This is a genomic window from Pseudotabrizicola sp. 4114 (assembly GCF_031457365.1).
GTDB lineage: Bacteria > Pseudomonadota > Alphaproteobacteria > Rhodobacterales > Rhodobacteraceae > Pseudotabrizicola.
The window spans coordinates 26,013-46,916 of the sequence record NZ_JAVDWP010000012.1 but is presented as its reverse complement, the minus strand read 5'-3'; the positions used below and the strand labels follow the sequence as shown (position 1 = coordinate 46,916).

Sequence of the window (20,904 nt, the reverse complement as noted above, 5' to 3'; positions counted from 1 at the left end):
CACCGCCACCTGAGGTCGGATAGGACCAAAAAGCAAAGGCGCCCGAGGGAGATCGGGCGCCTGACAGTGCATAACTGGCAAAAGTTTGCCGTATCAGGCATAGACCATCGGGTTGAGGAGCCGACGAAGGGCCCCTGATTTCAGTTTTTTAGCCACAAACAACAGGGCCAGATCGGCCAGTGGTTCGATCAGCACGACCAACATATAGGATGCGCCAAACGCGGCAATCGCCTGAATGTTCGCAGCCCCGACGCCTTGTCCATAAATCGCCCAGAAGGCGACCCATGCCACGATGCCGCCCTGATAGACCAGCGACAGCTTGAACACCTCGGCATAGCCCAGCGATGTGTAGCCGCGTCCGGCAAGCGATTTGCTTGCGATGGCGTGAATGACGAACAACGGTGCCAGCAGAGTGGTCAGGTTCATGCCGTATTGCGGCAGGTCGAATGGCGAGACAAACACGCCCTGGATCAGCAAGCCAAGGCCAAGCCCTACGGCCGCAGGCCCGGTGCCCAGCATCAGCAGCAGGGAAGAGCCGAGGATGAGGTGAACCTCTGAGACGCCGACAGGAAAGTGCGGCAACACCTCGAAGAAGATGATCACCGCGATCATAGCAACGATGCTGCGCGCGACAAACATCGTCCCTCCGCTTTGGGTGATGTCCTTGCGCATGTGAAACACACCGGCCGCAACAGCCGTGGCAGCAGTCGCGTAGCTCAGCACGATCTTCGACGCATCGACCAGACCAGGTTCGATATGCATTCCAGCCTCCTTGTTACCCCATTGGGGCGGGATGAGTTGATGGGAGACGCAGGCGCCAAATGCACCGGCGTTGGTGTTTCAGGCGACGCAGACCGGCTCACGGCGCGCCACATGGTCATGCGGCACCGGATTGTCGATCAGATGCTGGTGGCGGCTGTCCAGTTCCGCATCGGAGACAAGGCTTTTGGCCTCCAGCAGCTTTTCAAGCGCGATCAGCCAAGTGTGGTAATAGGCGCTGCCATCATCATGCCCCGCGTCAAAATCCTTATGCGACTCGGCATGACGGACCTCTGCTGCGAAAGTCTCCACCCATTCAGCCCAGGTGAAATGACCAAGCTCGCTCAGCTTTACCGTGATGGCGAAAGCCTTGGCCTCCCATGGGGCGCTGAAGACAGGGTCTTCACCCTCAAGCGGAAGGCCTTCGATCTGCTTATACGTGTTCTGCATGGCGCTACTCCGCTGCAACGATGTAGTCTTCCCAAAGGTCGATATAGAGGGAATCCTTGGGATTGGCGTCGGGTCCCCAGAGGTCGGCGGCGGTGAAGACCACGCTGTACACATGCTGGGGCTTTTCGCCCTTCAACAATGAGTTGGTATCGGGGAACACGAAGACACCGCGATCCTCGACGACCACGCCGCATTTGCCGCGCACATATTGTGGCAGGCGGGTATGGGTGACGGGGTTGATGTTGACGGCGCGCACCCGGTCCCCGGGCTTGAAGCCACATGGCATCTCGACCGCGACCCGGCACGAGCCGCCGGTCCGCACCAGCTCTTCAACACCTTCTGCAGGGAACATTGTCAGCATTACGCGGCCTCCTTCGCCAGTTCGGCCATACGGCGCTCCACTTCACCTTCGGCAAAGGTACCGTTGGCCCGGCACCAGATTTCCAGAGAATGCATCCAGTGCTGATAATAGTCCGAGGTCAGGTATTCGGCCGGTGCCATCTGTTCCATGCCATAGCGGAACTGGTCGATGTTGAAATGCCCGCCCGCGAAGGCCAGAATGAACATCGCGAACATCCGCCGTTCCCATTCGGCGTGGAAGATCGGCTCGTTCTCTTCGAATTTGATCGGCCCCATTCCGTGCCGACCGCCAAGATCTGCGATTCCGTTCATGCTGATGCTCCTTTATGGCTGCACGGGGAAGCCGACGCCGATCATGCTGTCGCGCGTGACCAGTTCGACCAGTTGCTCTTCGGACATGCCTTCAGTGCCAGCGGGACGCATTGGCAGGACCAGATAGCGCAGCTCCGCATTGCTGTCCCAGACGCGGACTTCGACATCGGACGAAATAGCGGTGCCGAATTCTTCCAGCACGCCACGCGGATCGATTACCGCGCGCGAACGGTAAGGCGCCGCTTTGTACCAGTTCGGCGGCAGGCCCAGCGTCGGCCACGGATAACAGGAGCAGAGCGTGCAGACGACCATATTGTGCACATCCGGCGTGTTCTCGAGCACAACCATGTCCTCGCCTTGAACCCCGGAATAGCCCAGTTCGGCAATGGCAGAGGTGCCGTCCTTGAGCAGTCGCGCCTTGTATTCCGGGTCGGTCCAGGCTTTGGCAACAACACGCGCACCATTGCGCGGGCCGATCTTATGTTCGTAGAGGTCGATCAGCTTATCGACCGCCTCGACGTCAAGCAGCTTTTTTTCTACCAGCAGCGACTCGATCGCCTTCACACGCAAGGAAACGTCCGTGCTGCGATGGCTGTGGTCATGGTGGTGATCGTGATCCGTTGTCATGTCATCCTCTCACTGTCAGATATTATGGTCGGTTCAGCGGGCGGGCATTCCCGCCCATCCTCAGGTCAGCCGCTTTTTGCCACCCATCAGTTTCGCAACTTCGGGAAGGCGGCGGATAGAGACGGCAATGATGATGGCAATGGCCTGAGCAAACAGCTGCATGGCGGGGCCTGCGCCCAGAGAAAGCACCATCTGGTCCAGCAGTGTCATGAACAGGGCCGCACCAGCGGTGGCAACCACGCTGCCTTTGCCGCCGGTGAAAGGCGTACCACCGACCACGACCGCAGCGATACTGGGCAGCAGATAGCTGCTGCCTGCCGTAGGGGTCGCATAGCCAATGAACCCCGCCAGTGCGATACCGGCAATGGCGTAGCAGACTCCTGCGACCCCGTAGCTGCCGACCTGATAGAGCGCGGTTCGCGTGCCTTGTGCCCGGGCCGTGGCGATGTTCGATCCGACCGCGATGAACCTTCTCCCCACAATGGTCATGCGCAGGATCAGGCTGACGGACACGACCAGAACGACCGCGACGTAAAAGAGAACCGGCACGCCCAGCAGCCGCGCCTGAGACAGGGCCTGAAGGGACGGGGAAATCGCCATGGCACTGCCGCCCGACAAGATGCGGGCTACGCCAAAAAACATCGCACCTGTGGCAAGTGTGGCGACGATCGGGCTTATGCCGATCCGCGCGACCAGAAGGCCGTTGAGGATGCCTGCGGCACCGCAGACGCCACAGGTCAGCACGACCCCCGCAAGGGGGCTGCCGGTCATGGCTGTGAATTTCGCCACCAGAAGCCCTGCCAGCGTGACAATGGCCGCGACTGACATATCAAGGCCGCGCTGCTGGACAACCAGTGTCTGCCCCACAGCCAACAGCACCAGAACGGCGGCGAAGGGCAACATTGAATAGACCGATGCCAGACCGATGGCACTGGGCGCGAGCACGGCGCACGCCCCGACCAACAGCACGAAAGCGATCCATATCCAGCCAAACTCGCCGACGGCAGGGAGGTTTTTACGCACCTTCATGGGACTTCCCACCTGATTTGCCATGCTCATGCTGCGACCACCATCTTGCGGGCCCGCGAATAGGCGGCGACTGCGACGACGATCATCACCCCCAGAAGAACCGATCTCCAACCGTCGGTCAGGTTAAGAAAGGTTGTCACCACATTGACCTGAGTTATCAGCAACGCGCCGAGGAATGCCCCGACAAACGACCCGCGACCGCCAAACAGGCTGGCCCCGCCGACAACAGCCGCTGCAATCGAGGCAAGTGTGTAGTCATTGCCGCTCATAGCGTCGCCGATACCGACCTGACCAATCATCAAAACCCCGGCAGCCACCGACAGAGTCGAGCAGCCGACATAAGCAAGCAGACGCATCATCCGCGGATTGATCCCGGCCACCCGTGCTGCATCAGCGCGGGATCCGAAGCCCCGCAGCTTGATCCCAAGACCGCTGCGGAACAACAGCGCATCCATAACCAGCGCCAGGACCAGGGCAAGCAGCGCCGCAACTGGTAGAAACGCCCAGCGGGTGTTCACCGTGTCGAGAAAGTCGAAGTCAATCATTCCCATCGGCGTCGGCCTCAGGACCAATGAGACTGATTGCAGCAACATGAAGGTGGCCAGCGTCGCCATCATCGGATGCATCCCCAGCGGATCAACCAGCGCCCAGTTCAGAACGCCGACCATCACTGCCACCGCAAGCAGCAACAGCCAGCCCACAAGCTGCGTCTCGACGGGCATGTCCTTGACGAAGAAGAAGGACATCACCACCGACGTCAGCCCCATCAAAGGGCCAACGGACAGGTCGATTCCGCCGATCAGCATCAGCACTTGCTGGCCACAGGCCACCATCGCCAGTGCTGCGACCAGCGTCAGCATACCGCCGATACTGCGCGGAGTCAGGTAAAATTCATTGCTGATCCCGGCATAGAATCCAAGCGCCAGAATAATTCCAGTCACCGTCACCAAAGGTGCCCAGTTGCCTGCGAACCACTTCACCAACTGATCGCCAAGGCGCGCCGCGCCATCTTGCTGCTTTCGGGCTGACCCGGATGTCAGCACTGCGGAAATGATGGCGCTTTCAGAAACCTCGTCGCCGCCGAGTTCGCTGACCACGTGCCCGCTTGAGAACACTGCAACGCGGTGGCATATTCCGGCCAGTTCCCCTGCGTCAGATGACACGATGATAAAAGAGATGCCGCTGCGGGCGGCCTCGGCGATAGCCTGATAGATGAAGACCCGCGCACCAATGTCGACACCTTGCGTCGGCTCGTCGATGATGACGACCTTGGGATCCGACGCAAGGATGCCTGCGATCAGTACCTTCTGCTGGTTGCCACCCGAAAGCGAACCGATCCGCGTCTCGACACCTGGGGTTTTGATGTCATAGCTGCGGACAGCGGCCCCGGCGGCTGCACTTTCGGCCTCACGGCTGACGATTCCGCCGCGCGCGACGCTGAGGAGTGAGCGATACGAGAAGTTTTCGCGCACCGAAAGATCGCCGAACATGCCGTCGCGGTGCCGCGATCCCGAAAGATACTGGATCCCTTGCGCCGCCGTTTGGGCGGTGTTGCCGGTGCCGATCGTCACGCCATCCAGAGTGACATTGCCCCGGGAGGTGGTCAGACCCACCAGCCCGGCGACGAACTCCCGCTTGCCCTGCCCGTCCATCCCCGCCAGCCCAAGGATCTCTCCCGGCTGGATGGACAGCGAGACGTCCGAAAAACCCTCGCCCGACAGACCGGTAACCTGCAGCCGGGGCTGTTGGATCGTGCGTTGAACCTCTTTTTTCGGGAATTCATGGTCCACCGCCTTGCCAACGATCAGGGCAACGATGTCCTTCTCTGTGAGGCTTTCCATCGCATGGCTGCCCTGCGACTGACCTTCGCGCAGCACAGTCACCCGATCCGCGATAGACCGGACCTCACGGATGCGATGTGAGATATAGACGACACCAACACCCTTGCGTGTGAGCGCCCGGATCCTGTCAAACAGACGTGCCACGTCTTCGGACATCATATGTTCGGTCGGCTCGTCCAGCACCAGGACCGTCGGTTCGCCTGCAAGCGCTTTGACGATTTCGATGATGAAGCGTTGCTGCGCATTCATCAGATCTACGCGCTGCCCCGCATCAATGGCAATTTCAGGGTCCCACTGCCGCAAGAGATTCTGTGCCCACGCGTTCATCTGGGCGGGGCGTGGACGACGCTCGGCGCTGACGCCAAGATAGATATTCTCGGCCACTGACAGGTCCGGCATCAGCGCCGGTTCCTGCCGGACAATCGCCAGCCCCCGCGCCCGGACCAGATCCGGGTCGGCGCTGACATCGACACCATTGACAGAAACGGCACCCTCATCCGGGGCGAGTGCCCCGGACGCAATTCCCATAAGGGTCGATTTGCCCGCACCATTCTCGCCGACAAGGCCATGAACCTCGCCCGCCAGAACGTCGAAAGACACGTCCCGAAGCGCCCAGACACCCGGGAAACGCTTCGATACTCCTTCGACCCTAAGTCTGAATTCCTCGGCCATGCCAGAGCTCTTACTTCAGCAATTCGGTCAGCTTCTCTGCACCCAGAAGGCCCGACATGTCGGCATCCGGCGGCAGATCGGGGTCGCAGAGCGGCTTGATGCCTGCTTCGCTGTCTGCATAGGGATAAGAGACAACGGCCAGCGGCTCATTGTTCTCGGTGCCCTCATAGATCGACAGCGCACGGCGGGCGGCAAAACGCACAAGCGAAGTGGTGCCGTCAAGTGAGAAGTATTTCCAGCCTTTGCCCGCATCAGTATCTGACAGGTAAAGGCAGTTCAGTTCGTTGCTGCTGGCCAGAGTTGCTTGTGCCGGAACCGGAACTCCCGCCTGCTTGAAGGCATTGATCGCGGCCATGGTGGTCACACCGTAATCCGATGCGATGCCGTCGATTTCGGGATACTTGGCGATCAGCGCAGCAATGGCCTGCTGGGCATCGACCGGGCTCCAGTTGGTGACGATATACTGGTCTTCCAGCAGCGTCATCTCAGGGAATTTAGCAAGGCCGGCTTTGAAGCCTTCCATGAATTTCTCGGACGATGCCGCACCGGCAGGCCCACCCATGAACAGCACATTGCCCTTTCCTTCGAGACTTTGGCCCAGCCAGTCGGCCCACATGCCGCCAACGGCGACCGGATCCTGATAGACAATCGCATCATAATCGCGCCCGATCTCGCCACCGAGCTGCGAGAAATACGGAACCATGGTAACGCCCGCCGCCTTGGCATCGCGGTAAGCCGGGATTGAGGCATCGCCGAAATGGGTGAAGGCCACAATCACGTTCACCCCTTGAGCGACAAGGTTATTGATATGGCTATTGTAGCTTTGCGCACTGCCGTTTGCGTCAAGATAGGTGACTGCCTCGACGTTCGGGCACTTTTTCATTTCATCTGCGAATTCAGCGGCTGCGGTACGGAACCATGTTGCACCGCCAAAGCCGTCGACAAGGCCCACCTTGGCGGGCTTGTCTCCGCACATGGTGGCGATGTCGGCGTGTTGGTTCATCACCGCATGATCCTGCGCCAGTGCGGCATATGGATGGGCAAGGCCGGCAGCCAGCATTGCGAGAGCAAGGCCCCGGGGCCTGAAATATGTCTTCATGGTTTCCTCACTGTTGAACATCGATGGCCGTTTTCGACCGTTATTTGACAATGATCTTACCGTGTGTGCTGAAAGCTGCTTGTCTTTGGCGGCCAAAGTGACTTGTTCAGAAATGCCTTGCTTTCGGGAGGACTTCCTGAAGCCGCCACATTTCTGCAACTGACTTCGCACCGACGAAAAACCGTACGCGTACACCGCCTGAGCGGCACTTTGGGCTGAGAGGTGCCTTTCAGGTATCTGGAAAACACTCGGTCCTGAACAACCGGACCCTACGCTTTTTCGCGGGCGTTCGCGCCATAACCTGATCGGTCGACCCTGAGATACCCGTTCTGCGCATGGCACTGTGGAACAAATGCTCTGTCCGAAGCGGACAAGCGGCCTGCCCCGCTGTCGCAGTATGCTTCGGACAGGGCTCGCACCGGGCCGACGGGACAGCCCTGGCGGACAGCTACAGAGCCTCCCAAAAAACTAGGGAGAAATCGATGCAAGACGTTCCATTACATTTCAAGACCCTTGTCGAGATCGGCGATCTGATCCGGCGGCGCGTCCTGACCTCGGTGCAGGTGACACAGGATATTCTGGACCGGATCTCGGGTCTTGACCCCCACTTCATGAGCTATGTCCACATCTGCACGGAGCGCGCCTTGTCACAGGCCGCCAAGGCCGATGCGGACCTGAATCGTGGCATCTGGCGCGGCCCGCTTCATGGCGTGCCGTTTGCCGTCAAGGATCTCTGCCAGACCACGTTTGCCCCTACGGCGGCGGGCACGACGATCCATGCTGATTTCATGGCACCCTTCAATGCAACTGTCATCGACCGGCTGGAAGCAGCAGGCGCGATCATACTCGGCAAGCTGACCATGACCGAAGGTGCCTATACCAGCCACCACCCGAAGATCCCGGCGCCGCTGAACCCATGGAGTTCTGCGCATTGGGTGGGATCTTCGTCCAGCGGTTCGGGCGTGGCCACTGCGGCAGGGCTGACTTTCGGGTCGCTCGGCAGCGACACCGGCGGGTCGATCCGCTTTCCTTCGGCCGCAGGCGGCCTGACGGGGATCAAACCGACCTGGGGCCGTGTCAGCAGGCACGGTGTCTTTGCACTGGCGGATTCACTGGATCACGTTGGCCCTATAGCGCGGTCAGCCGCCGACTGCGCCGCCATTCTTCAGGCAATCGCAGGCTGGGATGCCAACGATCCGACGGCGATCGACGCTCCAGTGCCCGACTATCTGGGCGAAACTGGCAAATCCATCCGTGACCTGCGCATCGGCTTTGACCGCAACTACGCGCTTTCGGGAACCGACCCCGAAGTCGCAGGCGCCGTCGAATCGGCCGTTGCGGTGTTCGAATCCCTGGGCGCACGCATCGTTGATGTCACTTTCCCGGATTTCGAAGACCTGGTGGCCTCCTGGATCATGATGTGTTCTGTCGAAACCGCGATTGCGCATTCCGAAACCTATCCGGCCCGCGCTGCCGAATATGGGCCCGATCTGGTGCAACTAATCGAGGAAGGCCACCGCACGACGGGGCTGCAAACCACGCGCGGTCTTCACCTGCGGCTCAAGTTCACCGAAAGTCTGGCAACCATGTTCCGGGGCATTGATTGCATGATCATCCCAACCATGCCGATGCCCCTGCCGAGCCTGGCAAAAATGAGCCAGTATGGCGAAGATCCCGGTGTCCTGAACTCGATCCTGCGCTTTACCGCCCCGTTCGACTTTGCCGGCACTCCGACCATCACCCTGCCCAACGGATTCGATGCGGCAGGGATGCCGCTGAGCATGCAACTTGCCGGCCCCCGTCTGGGCGAGGCTGTTCTGGTGCGCGCAGCACATGCTTACCAGACCGTGACGGACTGGCACAGCCGTCACCCCGCTGATCCGGTTTGACATCACGAACCACATTTATCGCCTGTGGCGAGACTTAAAGACTGGCCGCAGGCAGCGTTCATTTGTCCGGCAGCGACATGCCGTCAGCGCCCCTGCCATTGGGGGGCGCGTTTCTGGGCAAAGGCGGCCGCGCCTTCCTGCGCATCTGCCGAGGCGATGATGCCGCGCAACAGACGGTCGTTCTCTGCCCACAGGCGGCTTTCGTCCGGTACCGCAGCCGCGTTGACCAGTTGCAGGCCACAGGCAAGGGACAGCGGGGCATTCGCGGCGATGCGCCCGGCAAGATCCAGCGCCTCTTTCAGCACATCTTCTGCCGGAACAATCCGGTTGATCAACCCAAGTTGCAGCGCGCGTTCGGCCGGAACCGGATCCCCCGTCAGCACCATCTCGCGCGCAATGGCAGGCGGCAGACGTTGGCCCAGCCTGAAAGCACCGCCCGCCCCGGCGATCAGACCGCGCTTTGCTTCGGGCAGGCCAAACTGGCTGCCCGGTGCCGCGATGATCATGTCGCAGGCCAAGGCCAGTTCGAACCCGCCTGCCAGCGCAGCACCCTGAACGGCGGCAATCAGCGGGCGCTTTCGTTCCCGGCTGACCAGCCCCGCGAAATGCCCCGGCCCGAACAGAATTTCTTCGGCTTCACCGTTGGCAAAGGCCAGCAGATCCATTCCGGCGCAGAAGACCGGACCCGCACCGCAAAGTATTCCAACAGCAAGGGATTCGTCCTGCTCCAGCCTGTCGATTGCCGCGCGAAGTGCGCGGCAGGTCGCGGCGTCGATGGCGTTGCGCCGGGCCGGGCGGTTCAACGTGATGACGGCCACCTGCCCGTGCACGTCAACGAGAACCGGGCTTTCAAAACTGGTCTCCACGCTCATGCCGCGCCCCCGTTGCCTTGCATTTTCCATTTGGGCGGCCGCTTTTCCAGAAAGGCACTGATGCCCTCACGCGCTTCGGCAGTTTCCCAAACGTCGGCCAGCGCCTCGATGGTCGCATCGAGAACGGCGTCGTCAATGACCGGCCCCAGTCGGCGGGCCAGTGCCTTGGCTGCACCGACAGCCCCCGGAGCGACGGACAGATAGGGGAGCGCCTCAGTTGCGGCCGCTTCGGCAAGCGCCTCGCGCGGCACACTGCGGGCGATAATACCCAGATCACGCGCCTCGGGTGCCGCAAAGATCCGCGACGACATGAAGATCCGTCGGGCATATCCCTCGCCCATCCGGGCGACGACATAGGGCCCGATTGTTGCCGGAATAAGCCCCAACCCGGTTTCCGTCAGGCCAAAGCGGGTATCGTCGGCGGCCAAGGCCAGGTCGCAGACACAAAGCAGGCCAATTCCACCACCAAAGACACCACCATGGGCATAGCCGATCAGAGGGGCAGGCATCCGGTTCAGCGCATCCAGCATCTCTGCCAGCTTGCGCGCCTCGCGCATCCGGCCGACCCGGTCCGCGGCAATCTGCGCCTGCATCCAGCCAAGGTCGCCGCCCGCACAAAAGACCTCGCCCGCACCCGACAGGATCACAGCCCGCGTGCTGAGGCTGGACCCGACACTGCGGGCAAAATCGGTCAGTTCCTCGATCATCGTCGCAGACAGCGCGTTGCGCTTTTGCGGGCGGTTCAACGTCAGATGGACAATGCCACCCGGATCAGTTTCGACAAGCAGGGTACTATAGGTCTGCATCATGTTGGTTTCCTGAGATCATTGGCGAAACGGCCCGCTTCGCGCAAAAGGTCAAGGTCTGTGCCGGTAGAAAGTCCATGGCTGTGCAGCCAGTCCACCACGGTTTCCGTGGCGACATTGCCCTTGGCTCCCGGCGCATAGGGGCACCCGCCCAGACCGCCGACAGCGGCGTCAAAGATGCGGATCCCCCGCTCCAGCCCCGCCGCAACATTGTCGATGGCTCGGCCCTGCGTATCATGAAAATGCAGCGCAAGGGTTCGCGCCTCTGCCACATCCAGAACTGCATCCAGCATGGAATGAACCCGGTCGGGCTGGCCGCTGCCGATGGTGTCGGCAAGGCTGACTTCATAGCATCCCATGTCCAGCAGCTGCCGCGTCACTTTTGCAACGTTGGCAGGAACGACCGGCCCGTCATACGGGCAATCTATGGCGCAGGACACGTAAGCCCGCACCGGCATTCTCATGTCATGCGCGCGGCCAAGGACCGGCTGGAACCGGGCCATGCTTTCGGTGATAGAGCAGTTGATGTTCTTGCTACTGAACGCCTCGGAAGCCGAGGCGAAGATCGCCACCTCACCCACTCCGCTGGACAAAGCCGCCTCGAAACCCTGCATGTTCGGGGTCAGCGCAGAATAGACCACCCCGGGCCGCCGGTTGATGGCCGCAAAAACCTGCGCGGCATCTGCCATCTGCGGCACCCAGCGGGGGCTGACGAAGCTCGTCACCTCAATCCGGCGTAGTCCGGTCGCGCTCAGCTTGTTGACAAGCGCGACCTTCTGCTCGGTCGGGATCTGCGCGGCTTCGTTCTGAAGGCCGTCGCGGGGCCCCATTTCCCAGATCAGTACGTGATCATCCATGATCAGCTTCCCGTTCGGACCGCGCCTCGGCTTCGGCCAGATCGCGCAATTCGCGCCTTATGATCTTGCCCGTGGTGGTCATTGGCATGCTTTCCAGAAAGCGCACGCAGCGCGGATACTCATGCGCGGCAAGCCGCTGTTTGACAAAGTGGCCGATCTCATCAGCCAGTTCCGGTGATCCGGCATAGCCGTCGCGCAGAACAATATAGGCCGCGACGACCGCACCCCGGATGGGATCAGGCTTGCCGACGACCCCTGCAAGCTGCACCGCCGGATGGGAAAGCAGGCAATCCTCGACCTCAGCCGGGCCAATCCGGTAGCCCGCAGAGCCAATCACATCGTCATCCCGTCCCAGAAAATGAAGGCGCCCATCGGCATCGCGGATGCCGCGATCGCCGGTCAGCAGCCAGCGACCGGCGGGACCAGTCATGAACTTTTCGGTGGTCGCCGCCGGATTGTCCCAGTATTCGAGGAACATCACCGGGTCCGGGGCCAGAACGGCAATTGCCCCCTCCGTCCCGTCTTGCACCGCAACACCCGTAGTGGGGTCGATCACACCGACCACATGTCCCGGCACCTGCCGCCCCATTGCACCGGGCAGAACCGGCTCCAGCACGTCGCACGACGACACGACCATGTTGCATTCTGTCTGGCCGTAGAATTCGTTGATTGTGACGCCAAGGACAGTTCTGCCCCATTCAATCAACTCGGTCCCCAGTGTTTCGCCGCCGCTCGCCACCGAGCGCATCCTGATGCCAGGGTTTTCGGCCTCAGGCATCAGCTTCATCATCTTCAGAGCGGTTGGTGGCAGAAAGGCATTCCGGATATCATGGCGGCGAATAAGGTCAAAGGCCGCTTCAGGGGTGAATTTTGCAAACCGGCAGGCGACGACCGATATACCGTGGTGCAGTGCCGGCATCAGTACGTCCAGCAGACCGCCGATCCACGCCCAGTCAGCTGGTGTCCAGAAGCGGTCACCGTCATGGGGCAGGAAGTTGTGGCTGATCTCGACTCCCGGCAGATGTCCTAGCAGCACCCGATGGGCATGAAGCGCGCCCTTGGGGTTGCCTGTCGTACCCGAGGTGTAAATCAGCAGCGCCGGGTCTTCGGCACGGGTCCTGACCGGCGTGAAATCTTCGGATTGACCGGCACAGACTTCGGCAAAGCCCTCTGCCGGTCCGGAGGGGCCATCGACACAGAAAACATGCTGCAACTCTGGCAGGGCTGCCAGCAGTGGCAGCAGCTTTTCCAATCCTGTCCTGTCAGTGATGACCGCCCGCGCCCGCGAATTGCCCAGCCGGTGTAGAAGCGCCTCTGGCCCGAACAGCGTGAACAACGGGATCGAGATACAGCCAAGCTTGGCCGCCGCGACATGCGACACAGCGGTTTCGACCCGCTGCGGCAGCAGAATGCCAATCCGGTCGCCCGGCTGGCCATCGGCCCGTCCAAGCCCACGCTGGCGCAAGGCATTCGCCAACCGGTTCGACATTGACCGAAACTGGCCGAAACTAAAATTCTGCGCCCGCCCGGCAGGGTCAACATCAATGATCGCCAGCCGGTCCGGATCAATTAGGGCCCATTTGTCGCAGATATCGACACCAATGTTATAGAATTCCGGGATATCCCATCGGAAGGCTTGTTCCACTTCGGGGAAGGTCAGGGCTTGCTTAAGCATGCGTCACTCCTCCGGTGTCAGCTGGATAAGAATGGTGCCGTCCTGAATCTGCGTCCCTGCGGGCACAAAGACCTCTTGCACCACGCCGTCGCGCGGCGCGCGCAGAACGTATTCCATCTTCATCGCTTCCAGCACGAGGAGCGGATCGCCTTTGCGCACAAGGTCGCCCGATGCAGCGTAGACCTGCGTCACAAGGCCCGGCATCGGTGCGATAACAGCATTGCCGCCCGCACCCCCTTCTTCAAACCCGGCGAGATCATCGGGCAGGCCGAAATCACTGGTCTGCCCCTGAAGAAAGACTGTGACCGCACCCGGGCCCCGTGCAATGCCGAAAGTCATTCGGCGACCATTCCATGTCACCGCATGGGTGCCGCCGCCAAGTACGGTGATTGTCAGATCTAATGTGCCACTGTCGCCCTGGACAACGAACCGGCCCGGTCCTGCCATTTCGACTTGCCGGTCAATGCGCGTCTCTGCGCTTTCCAGCTCCAGTCTCAGTCGCGCGGGGGTCCATTGACGCCAGCCCTTCAGCGTGTCCCAGGGGTCAGCGCTGGCGGGCCCATCAAGCATTCCGTGCCCCGCCAACATGGCAAGGGCAATCACCAGATCCCCGGCAGCGGGTGCCGCAGCCAATGTGTCCAGATGCCGCGCGATCAGACCGGTATCAACCCGGCCTGCGCGGAATTCGGGGTTAGCGGCCAGACGCGCCAGAAATTCAACATTGGTGACAGATCCCGCGATCTGACATTCGGCCAATGCCACGGACAAGCGGTTCAGTGCCTCTTCCCGTGTCGGGGCATGAACGATAACCTTGGCGATCATCGGGTCATAGAAGGGCGTGATCTCGTCGCCCTCGCCCACACCGCTGTCGATACGGACCGCGCTCGTTTCAAAGGCCGTGGCAACCGGAAAGCGCAGATGGCGCAGGCGTCCGGTTGCAGGCAGAAAGCCCTTTGGCACGTCTTCGGCATACAGCCGCGCCTCCATCGCCCAGCCGTCAATCGCCAGATCCTGCTGCGTGACCGGCAAAGGCTCTCCGGCTGCGACGCGCAATTGCAGATCGACGAAATCAAGACCGGTAATCGCCTCCGAGACCGGATGCTCGACCTGAAGCCGGGTGTTCATTTCCATGAACCAGAACCCGTCCTCGCGCAGACCCGATGCTCCGTCTGCGATGAACTCGATCGTGCCCGCGCCCTCATAGCCGATGGAGCGCGCAGCCTCGACCGCAGCGCGGCCCATCGCAGCGCGGACGGCTGGCGGCATGTCGGGCGCGGGGGCCTCTTCGATCACCTTCTGATGGCGGCGCTGAAGCGAGCAGTCCCGCTCGAACAGATGGATCACATTACCATGGCTGTCGGCAAAGACCTGCACTTCGATATGACGCGGCTTCAGGATATACTTCTCGACCAGACAGGCCGGATCTCCAAAGCTGGCGTCTGCCTCGCGCCTTGCGCTTTCAAGCGCCGCCGCAAAGTCGCCGGCGCTTTCGACAAGCCGCATCCCCTTGCCACCGCCGCCCGCCCGCGCCTTGATCAGAACGGGATAGCCGATCTCGGCGGCACGCTCGGACAGAAAACCCGCGTCCTGATTGCCCCCGTGATACCCGGGAACGACGGGTACACCGGCGGTGATCATATGCGCTTTGGCGGCATCCTTCAGACCCATGGCCCGGATGGCATTGGCTGGCGGACCGATGAACACCAGCCCTGCCGCCTCCACTGCCTCGACAAATTCCGGGTTCTCGGACAGGAAGCCGTAGCCGGGATGGATCGCTTCGGCCCCGGTGGCGAGCGCCGCTTCGATCAGGCGATCTCCCCGCAGATAGCTTTGCGCCACTGCTGACCCGCCGATATGCACAGCTTCATCCGCCAAAGCGACATGGCGCGCGCCGGCATCCGCATCAGAATACACGGCGACGGTGGCGACACCCAGCTTGCGACACGTCGCGATGACCCGGCAGGCAATCTCGCCCCGGTTCGCGATCAGGATTTTTTGAAACACGGAATGTCCTCCCTTACATCCGGAACACACCGAAGCGCGTCGGCTCGATCGGCGCGTTCAGTGTGGCAGACAGGCTAAGCCCCAGAATATCACGCGTGCAGCGCGGATCGATGATGCCATCGTCCCAAAGCCGCGCCGTGGCATAGAGCGGGTGGCTCTGCTCGTCGAACATGGCGATGGTCGGTGCCTTGAAATCGGCTTCGTCTTCCGACGACCAGCTGCCGCCTTTGCGCTCGATCGCGTCGCGACGGACGGTGGCCAGAACAGACGCCGCCTGCTCTCCACCCATGACGGAAATGCGGCTGTTGGGCCAAGCCCAGAGGAACCTTGGTGAATAGGCCCGCCCGCACATGCCGTAGTTTCCCGCTCCGAAAGACCCGCCAACCAGCATGGTGATCTTTGGAACCGAGGTGGTGGCAACCGCAGTCACCAGCTTTGCCCCGTCCTTGGCGATACCGGCAGTCTCGTACTTCCGGCCAACCATAAAGCCGGTGATGTTTTGCAGGAAAACCAGTGGAATGCCCCGCTGGCTGCACAGTTCGACGAAATGGGCGCCCTTGACGGCAGCTTCGGAGAACAACACACCATTGTTGGCAATGATGCCGACAGGCATCCCCAACACATGCGCAAAACCGCAAACCAGCGTCGTGCCATAGCGGGCCTTGAACTCGTCCAGCCGCGAACCATCAACAACGCGGGCGATAAGCTCGCGGATGTCATAGGGGGTGCGCAGATCGGCGGGTACTATGCCCAGAATTTCGTCCGGGTCATACAGCGGTGCCTCGGGTGTCGTCAGTACGACTGGCGCAGATTTGCGCCCGTTCAGATTGGCGACCGCATTCCGGGCCAGAGCGATGGCATGGGCGTCATCCTTGGCCAGATAGTCTGCGACGCCGGACAGGCGGGTGTGGACATCGCCACCGCCAAGATCCTCGGCACTGACGACTTCACCTGTAGCGGCCTTGACCAATGGCGGACCCGCCAGAAAGATCGTGCCTTGGTCAGCAACGATGATTGTCACATCCGACATTGCCGGCACATAGGCACCGCCTGCCGTGCAGGAGCCCATCACGACCGCGATCTGCGCGATCCCCTTGGAAGACATATTTGCCTGATTGAAGAAGATGCGCCCGAAATGGTCGCGGTCAGGAAACACTTCGTCCTGATTGGGCAGGTTGGCGCCGCCACTGTCGACCAGATAGACGCAAGGAAGGTGGTTTTGCTCGGCGATTTCCTGTGCGCGAAGATGCTTTTTCACCGTCATCGGGAAATAGGTGCCGCCTTTCACGGTGGCATCATTACAGATCACCATGACCTCGCGTCCAGAGACACGACCGATTCCGGCAATCATCCCTGCGGCGGGCGACGCGCCCCCGTAAAGATTATGCGCAGCCAGTGCGCCGATCTCCAGAAATGGCGAACCGGGATCGAGGAGCCGCGCCACCCGCTCGCGTGGCAACAGCTTGCCCCGGGCCACATGACGGCTGCGGGCCGTTTCATCACCCCCATCCGCGGCCAGCACGGCGGCCGCGCGGACAGGTTCCATTGCTGCAAGATGCGCTGCTTTGTTCGCCCGGAATTGCTCCGACAGCAAAGACTGCTGTGACCTGAGTACAGCCATATTCCCCCCCATGATCTCTCTGGCGCGATCGCTCCATCGAACACGCCTCAAACCATATCAAGCAAATCTGCTACCAATGTACGCGGCAAATTTTGTGACTTGAATCAATCACTTACGCGAAATGGATCGGGGGAAACTCATAGAAAAATGTCTGTAATCCAGATAATAGAAACAGCTATTACTTTTCTGTTTTTTTATGTGTATTTCTGGCATCAGGATAATCCAATATATGGACAGCCATAATGATACCCGACATCCGTGACTTGCGCAGCCGGGCACAGTCATCGTTCTTTGAAATTTTCGAAGAGCTGGCAGAAGGCGGCATTGCCACCGACAAGGATGCGCGCATTGTCTGGATCAACGCCAAGTATCAGAAATTTCTTGGAATTCCAGCAAACCGCAACCTTGTAGGCCTGCCGATCAGTGAAGTGATCCCACGCAGTCTCATTCCACGGGTGCTGGACACGGGCCACCCGATCCTGCTGGACCTCATGGAGTATAGCGACCGCCGATGCATCGTCTCGCGGTTTCCACTGTTCGACGATGACCGCAGGATCATCGGTGCCTTCGGTTTTGTACTATATGACAACCTCAATGAAATCATGCCCTTGATGAACAAAGTGCGCAAGCTGAGCACTGCGCTGTCAAGGGCCGAATCCAGCCTGCGTAACGGCGGGCGCAGCGCGCGCTATTCCGTCAGCCAGTTCATCGGTACGACACCCGGGGCGCTGGAGGTCAAGCGACAGGCCCGCGCCGCCGCGTTAAGCAGCCTGCCCGTGGTCATCACCGGCGAAACCGGAACCGGCAAAGAAATCCTTGCTCAGGCAATACATGCGGCGTCGGACCGGGCGGGCGGCAACTTTGTCGCGGTCAACGTCGCCGCCATCCCCGAGGCGTTGCTTGAGGTCGAATTCTTCGGTGCGGCACCGGGGGCCTATACCGGCCTTGGCAAGCAGGGGCGCATCGGAAAGATGCAACTGGCAAACGGCGGAACCCTACTTCTGGATGAGGTCGCCGACATGCCTGCGGCGATCCAGTCCAAGCTATTGCGCGCGCTTCAGGAACGCGAGATCGAGCCTTTGGGCGGCAATGCTGTTGTAAAGGTGGATGTGCGCCTTATCAGTGCGACCAGCCGCGACCTGGAGTCGCTGGTCCAGAGTGGGCAGTTCAGGGCCGATCTCTCCTACCGCCTGAACGCCTATCCGATACGCATTCCACCGCTGCGGGAAAGGCTCGCCGACATCGCCGCCCTGGCAGAGCATATTTTGGAGGAAATTGTCCTGCGCGATGGACTAAGCAGCATTAGCATCGGCGCGGCGGCGATCAACCTGCTTCAAGGCCATGACTGGCCGGGAAATGTGCGGGAATTACGCAACATGATCGAACGTCTCGTGCTGGAAGGGGGCGGCAAGGACATAGAGGCGGCCACAGTGCGGGACCTCTTGCCACGGCAATCCAAGGCCGCAGCAGGCAGGCGCGGAGATACTCTCGCCGGGGGCACTGCCCTGTTGCCACGCATGGCCGAGGCGGTGGCAGCGCTGGAAAGCGATCTGATGCGCGCGGCGATGGTGCAGGCCGGCGGCGACCGCACCCGTGCGGCCGAACTGTTGCAGATGCCTCGGTCAACTTTTTATGCCAAAGCCCGGGAATACAGCATATGAGAGCTGGCTAACCGCTTTGAGAACGGTCCCTGGAGGATCCGATACCAAGAGCGGCGCGATGCTGGGCGATGGCGCGCCGCGAAAGGTGGATGCCATCTGCCGCGAGCACTGCCACGATTGCGGCGTCGGAAAGCGGCTTCACTTCGTCGGCTATCAGGTCCCGCAACCGCTGGCGCAGCGCAGTCGTAGACAGGTCGCTTCTTGCACCGGACGATCCTGGCATCAGAGCGCGGAGCGACAAAAGCCCGCGCGGTGAATGTACTGTGGTGGCGCCCGCGATGCGACCCACGCTGCTGATGTGAAGACCCGTCCGGGCGGCAATCTGACCCACGGCCAGCGGGACTGGCGCCGGAGCTGCGCCCGACAAATAAGCGAGCTGGTGGCGGGTGATCAGCCGCGCGACGGTGAGCAGCTTTTGGTTTCGACTTTCGATGGCGTCGATCCACCACCGCACTTCGCGGACCCCGGCAGGATCATCGGCATGCTCAGACAAGGTCAGACGCGGCAGGGTTTCGCCGCAAAGTTCCAGCGTCCAACCTGTCCTTTCATGGCGCAGGACCAGGTCGGGGCCAAAGCAAAAACGGGTTGAAGATTGGTCAAACCGGCTTCCGGGCTTTGGGTCGAAACGGCGGATCTGACCAAGCCGGACATCAAGCTCCGGACGCGACATACCGGAGCGTGTGGCCAACAGATCCAGTTTCCCTTCGGCTAACAGCGGCAAGTTGTCCAGAATTATCGCCATCCCCGCATCAAGCAGACCTGCATCTCCGGCCTGAAGGCGCAGACATTCTGAAAGACCGCGCGCGAATAGGCCTGAAGGCACAATCTCGCTCTGTAATTTCAATAAGATGCGCTGTGCGTCTTCAGCCGGACATGCACAACGCGCCGCGACCGCCGCGACCGTAGTTCCCAGCCAACCCCACGGCTCGATCGCTTCCGCATAGCGTTCAGCGATGACACGCTCCGAGGGCTGACGAAAGATAAGCGGCAGCTGCGCGGCGATATGTCCGTAAAGGCCTTTTTCAGCGGTCGGAATCGCGCCAGGGTCGAGGACCGCTGGAGTGAACGCGCCCAACCTGCGCAGCAGCCTCTCCGAGTCTTCATGACGCACAAGGCCCACATGCGGCATCAGATCGGCGGTGACAGTCGGCGCATAGACCAGCCGGGCGGCAGGGATTGCCGCAAGCGTCTGGGTAAGCTGCTGTCCCAGACCAAAATTGGATCGCAGCATCAATCCGATAAGCGTCAGCTTTCGTGCAGAAAGACTGTTGCTTAACCCGGCTTTTGCCTGCGGAGTGGTCCTGCCGAACGGACCCGCCTTTTGCATCCCCTGCCCCTTTCCCTGTGCGAATGACGAATGCGCACGGTTCTGGCCGCGTTAGTCGCGTACCACCTGTGCCGTCTGCCGTGCTACGTCAAGAAAGCTCTGCCGCGACGGATTCACGTTCAGCGGGCTCCAGACGCAATACTGTTCGATGAGAGGCGCGTTCGACAGTTTCTTGAAATGCACCCCCTGAACCCTTGACCGCTGCATTGAGTTCGGGACCATCGCAACGCCCAGCCCCTCTGCCACAAGATTGACGATGGTCTGCTGAAGATACACTTCAAGCCCGATGCGGGGCACGAAACCCGCGTTGGCGCAGAAATGCAGTACCATGTCATGCAAAAACGGCGACTGGTCGCGTTGCACGATCACGAAATCATCTTCGCTCAGCGCATCCAGATTGATCCGGCGCGCAGCCGCAAGCGGATGGCTGCCGGGCAGAGCCAAACACAGCGGTTCGCTGATCAGGCGCAGGGCGTCAAGCCGCTGCGCATCAAACCCCGGCAGGGTGATGCCGACATCGATCTGGCCGTTTTCGATAGCCACTTCAAGCGCAGGGGGTACCATCTCCCGCATGCGAAGCTGCACCTGCGGAAAGGCCGTCCGGTAACGGCGGGCGATCTCGGGCACAACGCTGTAGGCGGCGCACATGGTAAAGCCCAGTGTCAACTGTCCGATCTGACCATCGCGTGCCAGCTTTGCAGTTCGCTGCGCCCGTTCCAGCCCCTGTAACACCAGTTCGGTGTCGGTCAGGAACTGTTGCCCTGCGGCAGTCAGAGTCACGCCGCGCGGATTGCGTAAGAACAGAGGTGCGCCAAGATCATCCTCAAGCGCGGCAATCTGGCGTGACAGCGGCGGCTGCGCCATGTTCAGCCGCTCTGCGGCCCGGCCGAAATGCCCGGTCCTTGCCAGTTCCACGAAGTAGCGCAACTGAGAAAGCGTCGTGACCATCTGTTTTTGTCCTGAGCGGCTGTGTGCAATTCTTCTGTCTAGCCTGATACCTTTCAGGTATCAGATCTACCACTCATTGATATTTGATAGTATTG

18 protein-coding genes are annotated in these 20,904 nt (G+C 60.9%); 2 read left to right on the top strand and 16 right to left on the bottom strand.

Annotation, left to right across the window (positions count from 1 at the left end; translation table 11 throughout):
• Positions 1-93: 93 nt before the first annotated feature.
• From J2X53_RS19100 to J2X53_RS19065, 8 genes are all read right to left on the bottom strand, one after another.
• The gene (locus J2X53_RS19100; protein ID WP_349039091.1) at positions 94-762 is read right to left on the bottom strand and encodes an energy-coupling factor ABC transporter permease; all 669 of its coding nucleotides are present in this window, start codon (positions 760-762) and stop codon (positions 94-96) included.
• Between the two features lie 78 nt (positions 763-840).
• Positions 841-1,209 carry a nitrile hydratase accessory protein gene (locus J2X53_RS19095; RefSeq protein WP_349039090.1) on the bottom strand — a complete coding sequence of 123 codons (369 nt, stop codon included), beginning with the start codon at positions 1,207-1,209 and terminating at the stop codon, positions 841-843.
• A gap of 4 nt (positions 1,210-1,213) precedes the next feature.
• Positions 1,214-1,570: an SH3-like domain-containing protein gene (locus tag J2X53_RS19090; RefSeq protein WP_349039089.1), complete on the bottom strand. Its 357-nt coding sequence runs from the start codon at positions 1,568-1,570 to the stop codon at positions 1,214-1,216.
• On the bottom strand, positions 1,570-1,881 hold the full coding sequence (locus J2X53_RS19085; RefSeq protein ID WP_349039088.1) for a hypothetical protein: 312 nt from the start codon (positions 1,879-1,881) through the stop codon (positions 1,570-1,572). Before J2X53_RS19085 ends, J2X53_RS19090 begins: the two co-directional genes overlap by 1 nt.
• A 12-nt stretch (positions 1,882-1,893) precedes the next feature.
• On the bottom strand, positions 1,894-2,508 hold the full coding sequence (nthA, locus tag J2X53_RS19080; protein WP_349039087.1) for a nitrile hydratase subunit alpha: 615 nt from the start codon (positions 2,506-2,508) through the stop codon (positions 1,894-1,896).
• 60 nt (positions 2,509-2,568) lie between these two features.
• On the bottom strand, positions 2,569-3,537 hold the full coding sequence (locus J2X53_RS19075; RefSeq protein WP_349039086.1) for an ABC transporter permease: 969 nt from the start codon (positions 3,535-3,537) through the stop codon (positions 2,569-2,571).
• Between the two features lie 26 nt (positions 3,538-3,563).
• A complete protein-coding gene (locus J2X53_RS19070) occupies positions 3,564-6,050 on the bottom strand; it encodes an ATP-binding cassette domain-containing protein (RefSeq protein ID WP_349039085.1) in 2,487 nt (828 codons plus the stop codon).
• Between the two features lie 10 nt (positions 6,051-6,060).
• Positions 6,061-7,245, bottom strand: a complete 1,185-nt coding sequence (locus J2X53_RS19065) for a substrate-binding domain-containing protein (protein WP_349039084.1) — start codon at positions 7,243-7,245, stop codon at positions 6,061-6,063.
• Positions 7,246-7,631: 386 nt separating this feature from the next.
• On the opposite strand from J2X53_RS19065, the gene J2X53_RS19060 reads away from it, so the two are divergent.
• Positions 7,632-9,038: an amidase gene (locus J2X53_RS19060; protein WP_349039083.1), complete on the top strand. Its 1,407-nt coding sequence runs from the start codon at positions 7,632-7,634 to the stop codon at positions 9,036-9,038.
• 83 nt (positions 9,039-9,121) lie between these two features.
• On the opposite strand, the gene J2X53_RS19055 is transcribed toward J2X53_RS19060, so the two are convergent.
• Genes J2X53_RS19055 through J2X53_RS19030 form a run of 6 tightly spaced genes read right to left on the bottom strand, consistent with a single transcriptional unit; the run spans position 9,122 to position 16,873 of the window.
• Complete coding sequence (locus tag J2X53_RS19055; RefSeq protein WP_349039082.1) at positions 9,122-9,910, bottom strand: crotonase/enoyl-CoA hydratase family protein; 789 nt, start codon at positions 9,908-9,910, stop codon at positions 9,122-9,124.
• Positions 9,907-10,716 carry a crotonase/enoyl-CoA hydratase family protein gene (locus J2X53_RS19050; protein ID WP_349039081.1) on the bottom strand — a complete coding sequence of 270 codons (810 nt, stop codon included), beginning with the start codon at positions 10,714-10,716 and terminating at the stop codon, positions 9,907-9,909. Before J2X53_RS19050 ends, J2X53_RS19055 begins: the two co-directional genes overlap by 4 nt.
• Positions 10,716-11,573: a hydroxymethylglutaryl-CoA lyase gene (locus J2X53_RS19045; RefSeq protein WP_349039080.1), complete on the bottom strand. Its 858-nt coding sequence runs from the start codon at positions 11,571-11,573 to the stop codon at positions 10,716-10,718. Before J2X53_RS19045 ends, J2X53_RS19050 begins: the two co-directional genes overlap by 1 nt.
• Positions 11,566-13,248, bottom strand: a complete 1,683-nt coding sequence (locus J2X53_RS19040) for an AMP-binding protein (RefSeq protein WP_349039079.1) — start codon at positions 13,246-13,248, stop codon at positions 11,566-11,568. The genes J2X53_RS19045 and J2X53_RS19040 overlap by 8 nt, the downstream gene beginning before the upstream one ends.
• Positions 13,249-13,251: 3 nt before the next feature.
• Positions 13,252-15,252 (bottom strand): acetyl/propionyl/methylcrotonyl-CoA carboxylase subunit alpha, encoded by a 2,001-nt coding sequence (locus J2X53_RS19035; RefSeq protein ID WP_349039078.1) that lies wholly within the window; start codon positions 15,250-15,252, stop codon positions 13,252-13,254.
• A gap of 13 nt (positions 15,253-15,265) precedes the next feature.
• Positions 15,266-16,873 (bottom strand): carboxyl transferase domain-containing protein, encoded by a 1,608-nt coding sequence (locus tag J2X53_RS19030; RefSeq protein ID WP_349039077.1) that lies wholly within the window; start codon positions 16,871-16,873, stop codon positions 15,266-15,268.
• A 242-nt stretch (positions 16,874-17,115) separates the two neighbouring features.
• Here J2X53_RS19030 and J2X53_RS19025 point away from each other — a divergent pair, with 242 nt between their 5' ends.
• Complete coding sequence (locus J2X53_RS19025) at positions 17,116-18,534, top strand: sigma 54-interacting transcriptional regulator (protein ID WP_349039076.1); 1,419 nt, start codon at positions 17,116-17,118, stop codon at positions 18,532-18,534.
• 7 nt (positions 18,535-18,541) lie between these two features.
• Here the strand turns inward: J2X53_RS19025 and J2X53_RS19020 are convergent, their stop codons facing one another.
• Complete coding sequence (locus tag J2X53_RS19020; RefSeq protein ID WP_349039075.1) at positions 18,542-19,861, bottom strand: hypothetical protein; 1,320 nt, start codon at positions 19,859-19,861, stop codon at positions 18,542-18,544.
• 51 nt (positions 19,862-19,912) lie between these two features.
• A complete protein-coding gene (locus J2X53_RS19015; RefSeq protein WP_349039074.1) occupies positions 19,913-20,809 on the bottom strand; it encodes a LysR family transcriptional regulator in 897 nt (298 codons plus the stop codon).
• Positions 20,810-20,904: the final 95 nt, after the last annotated feature.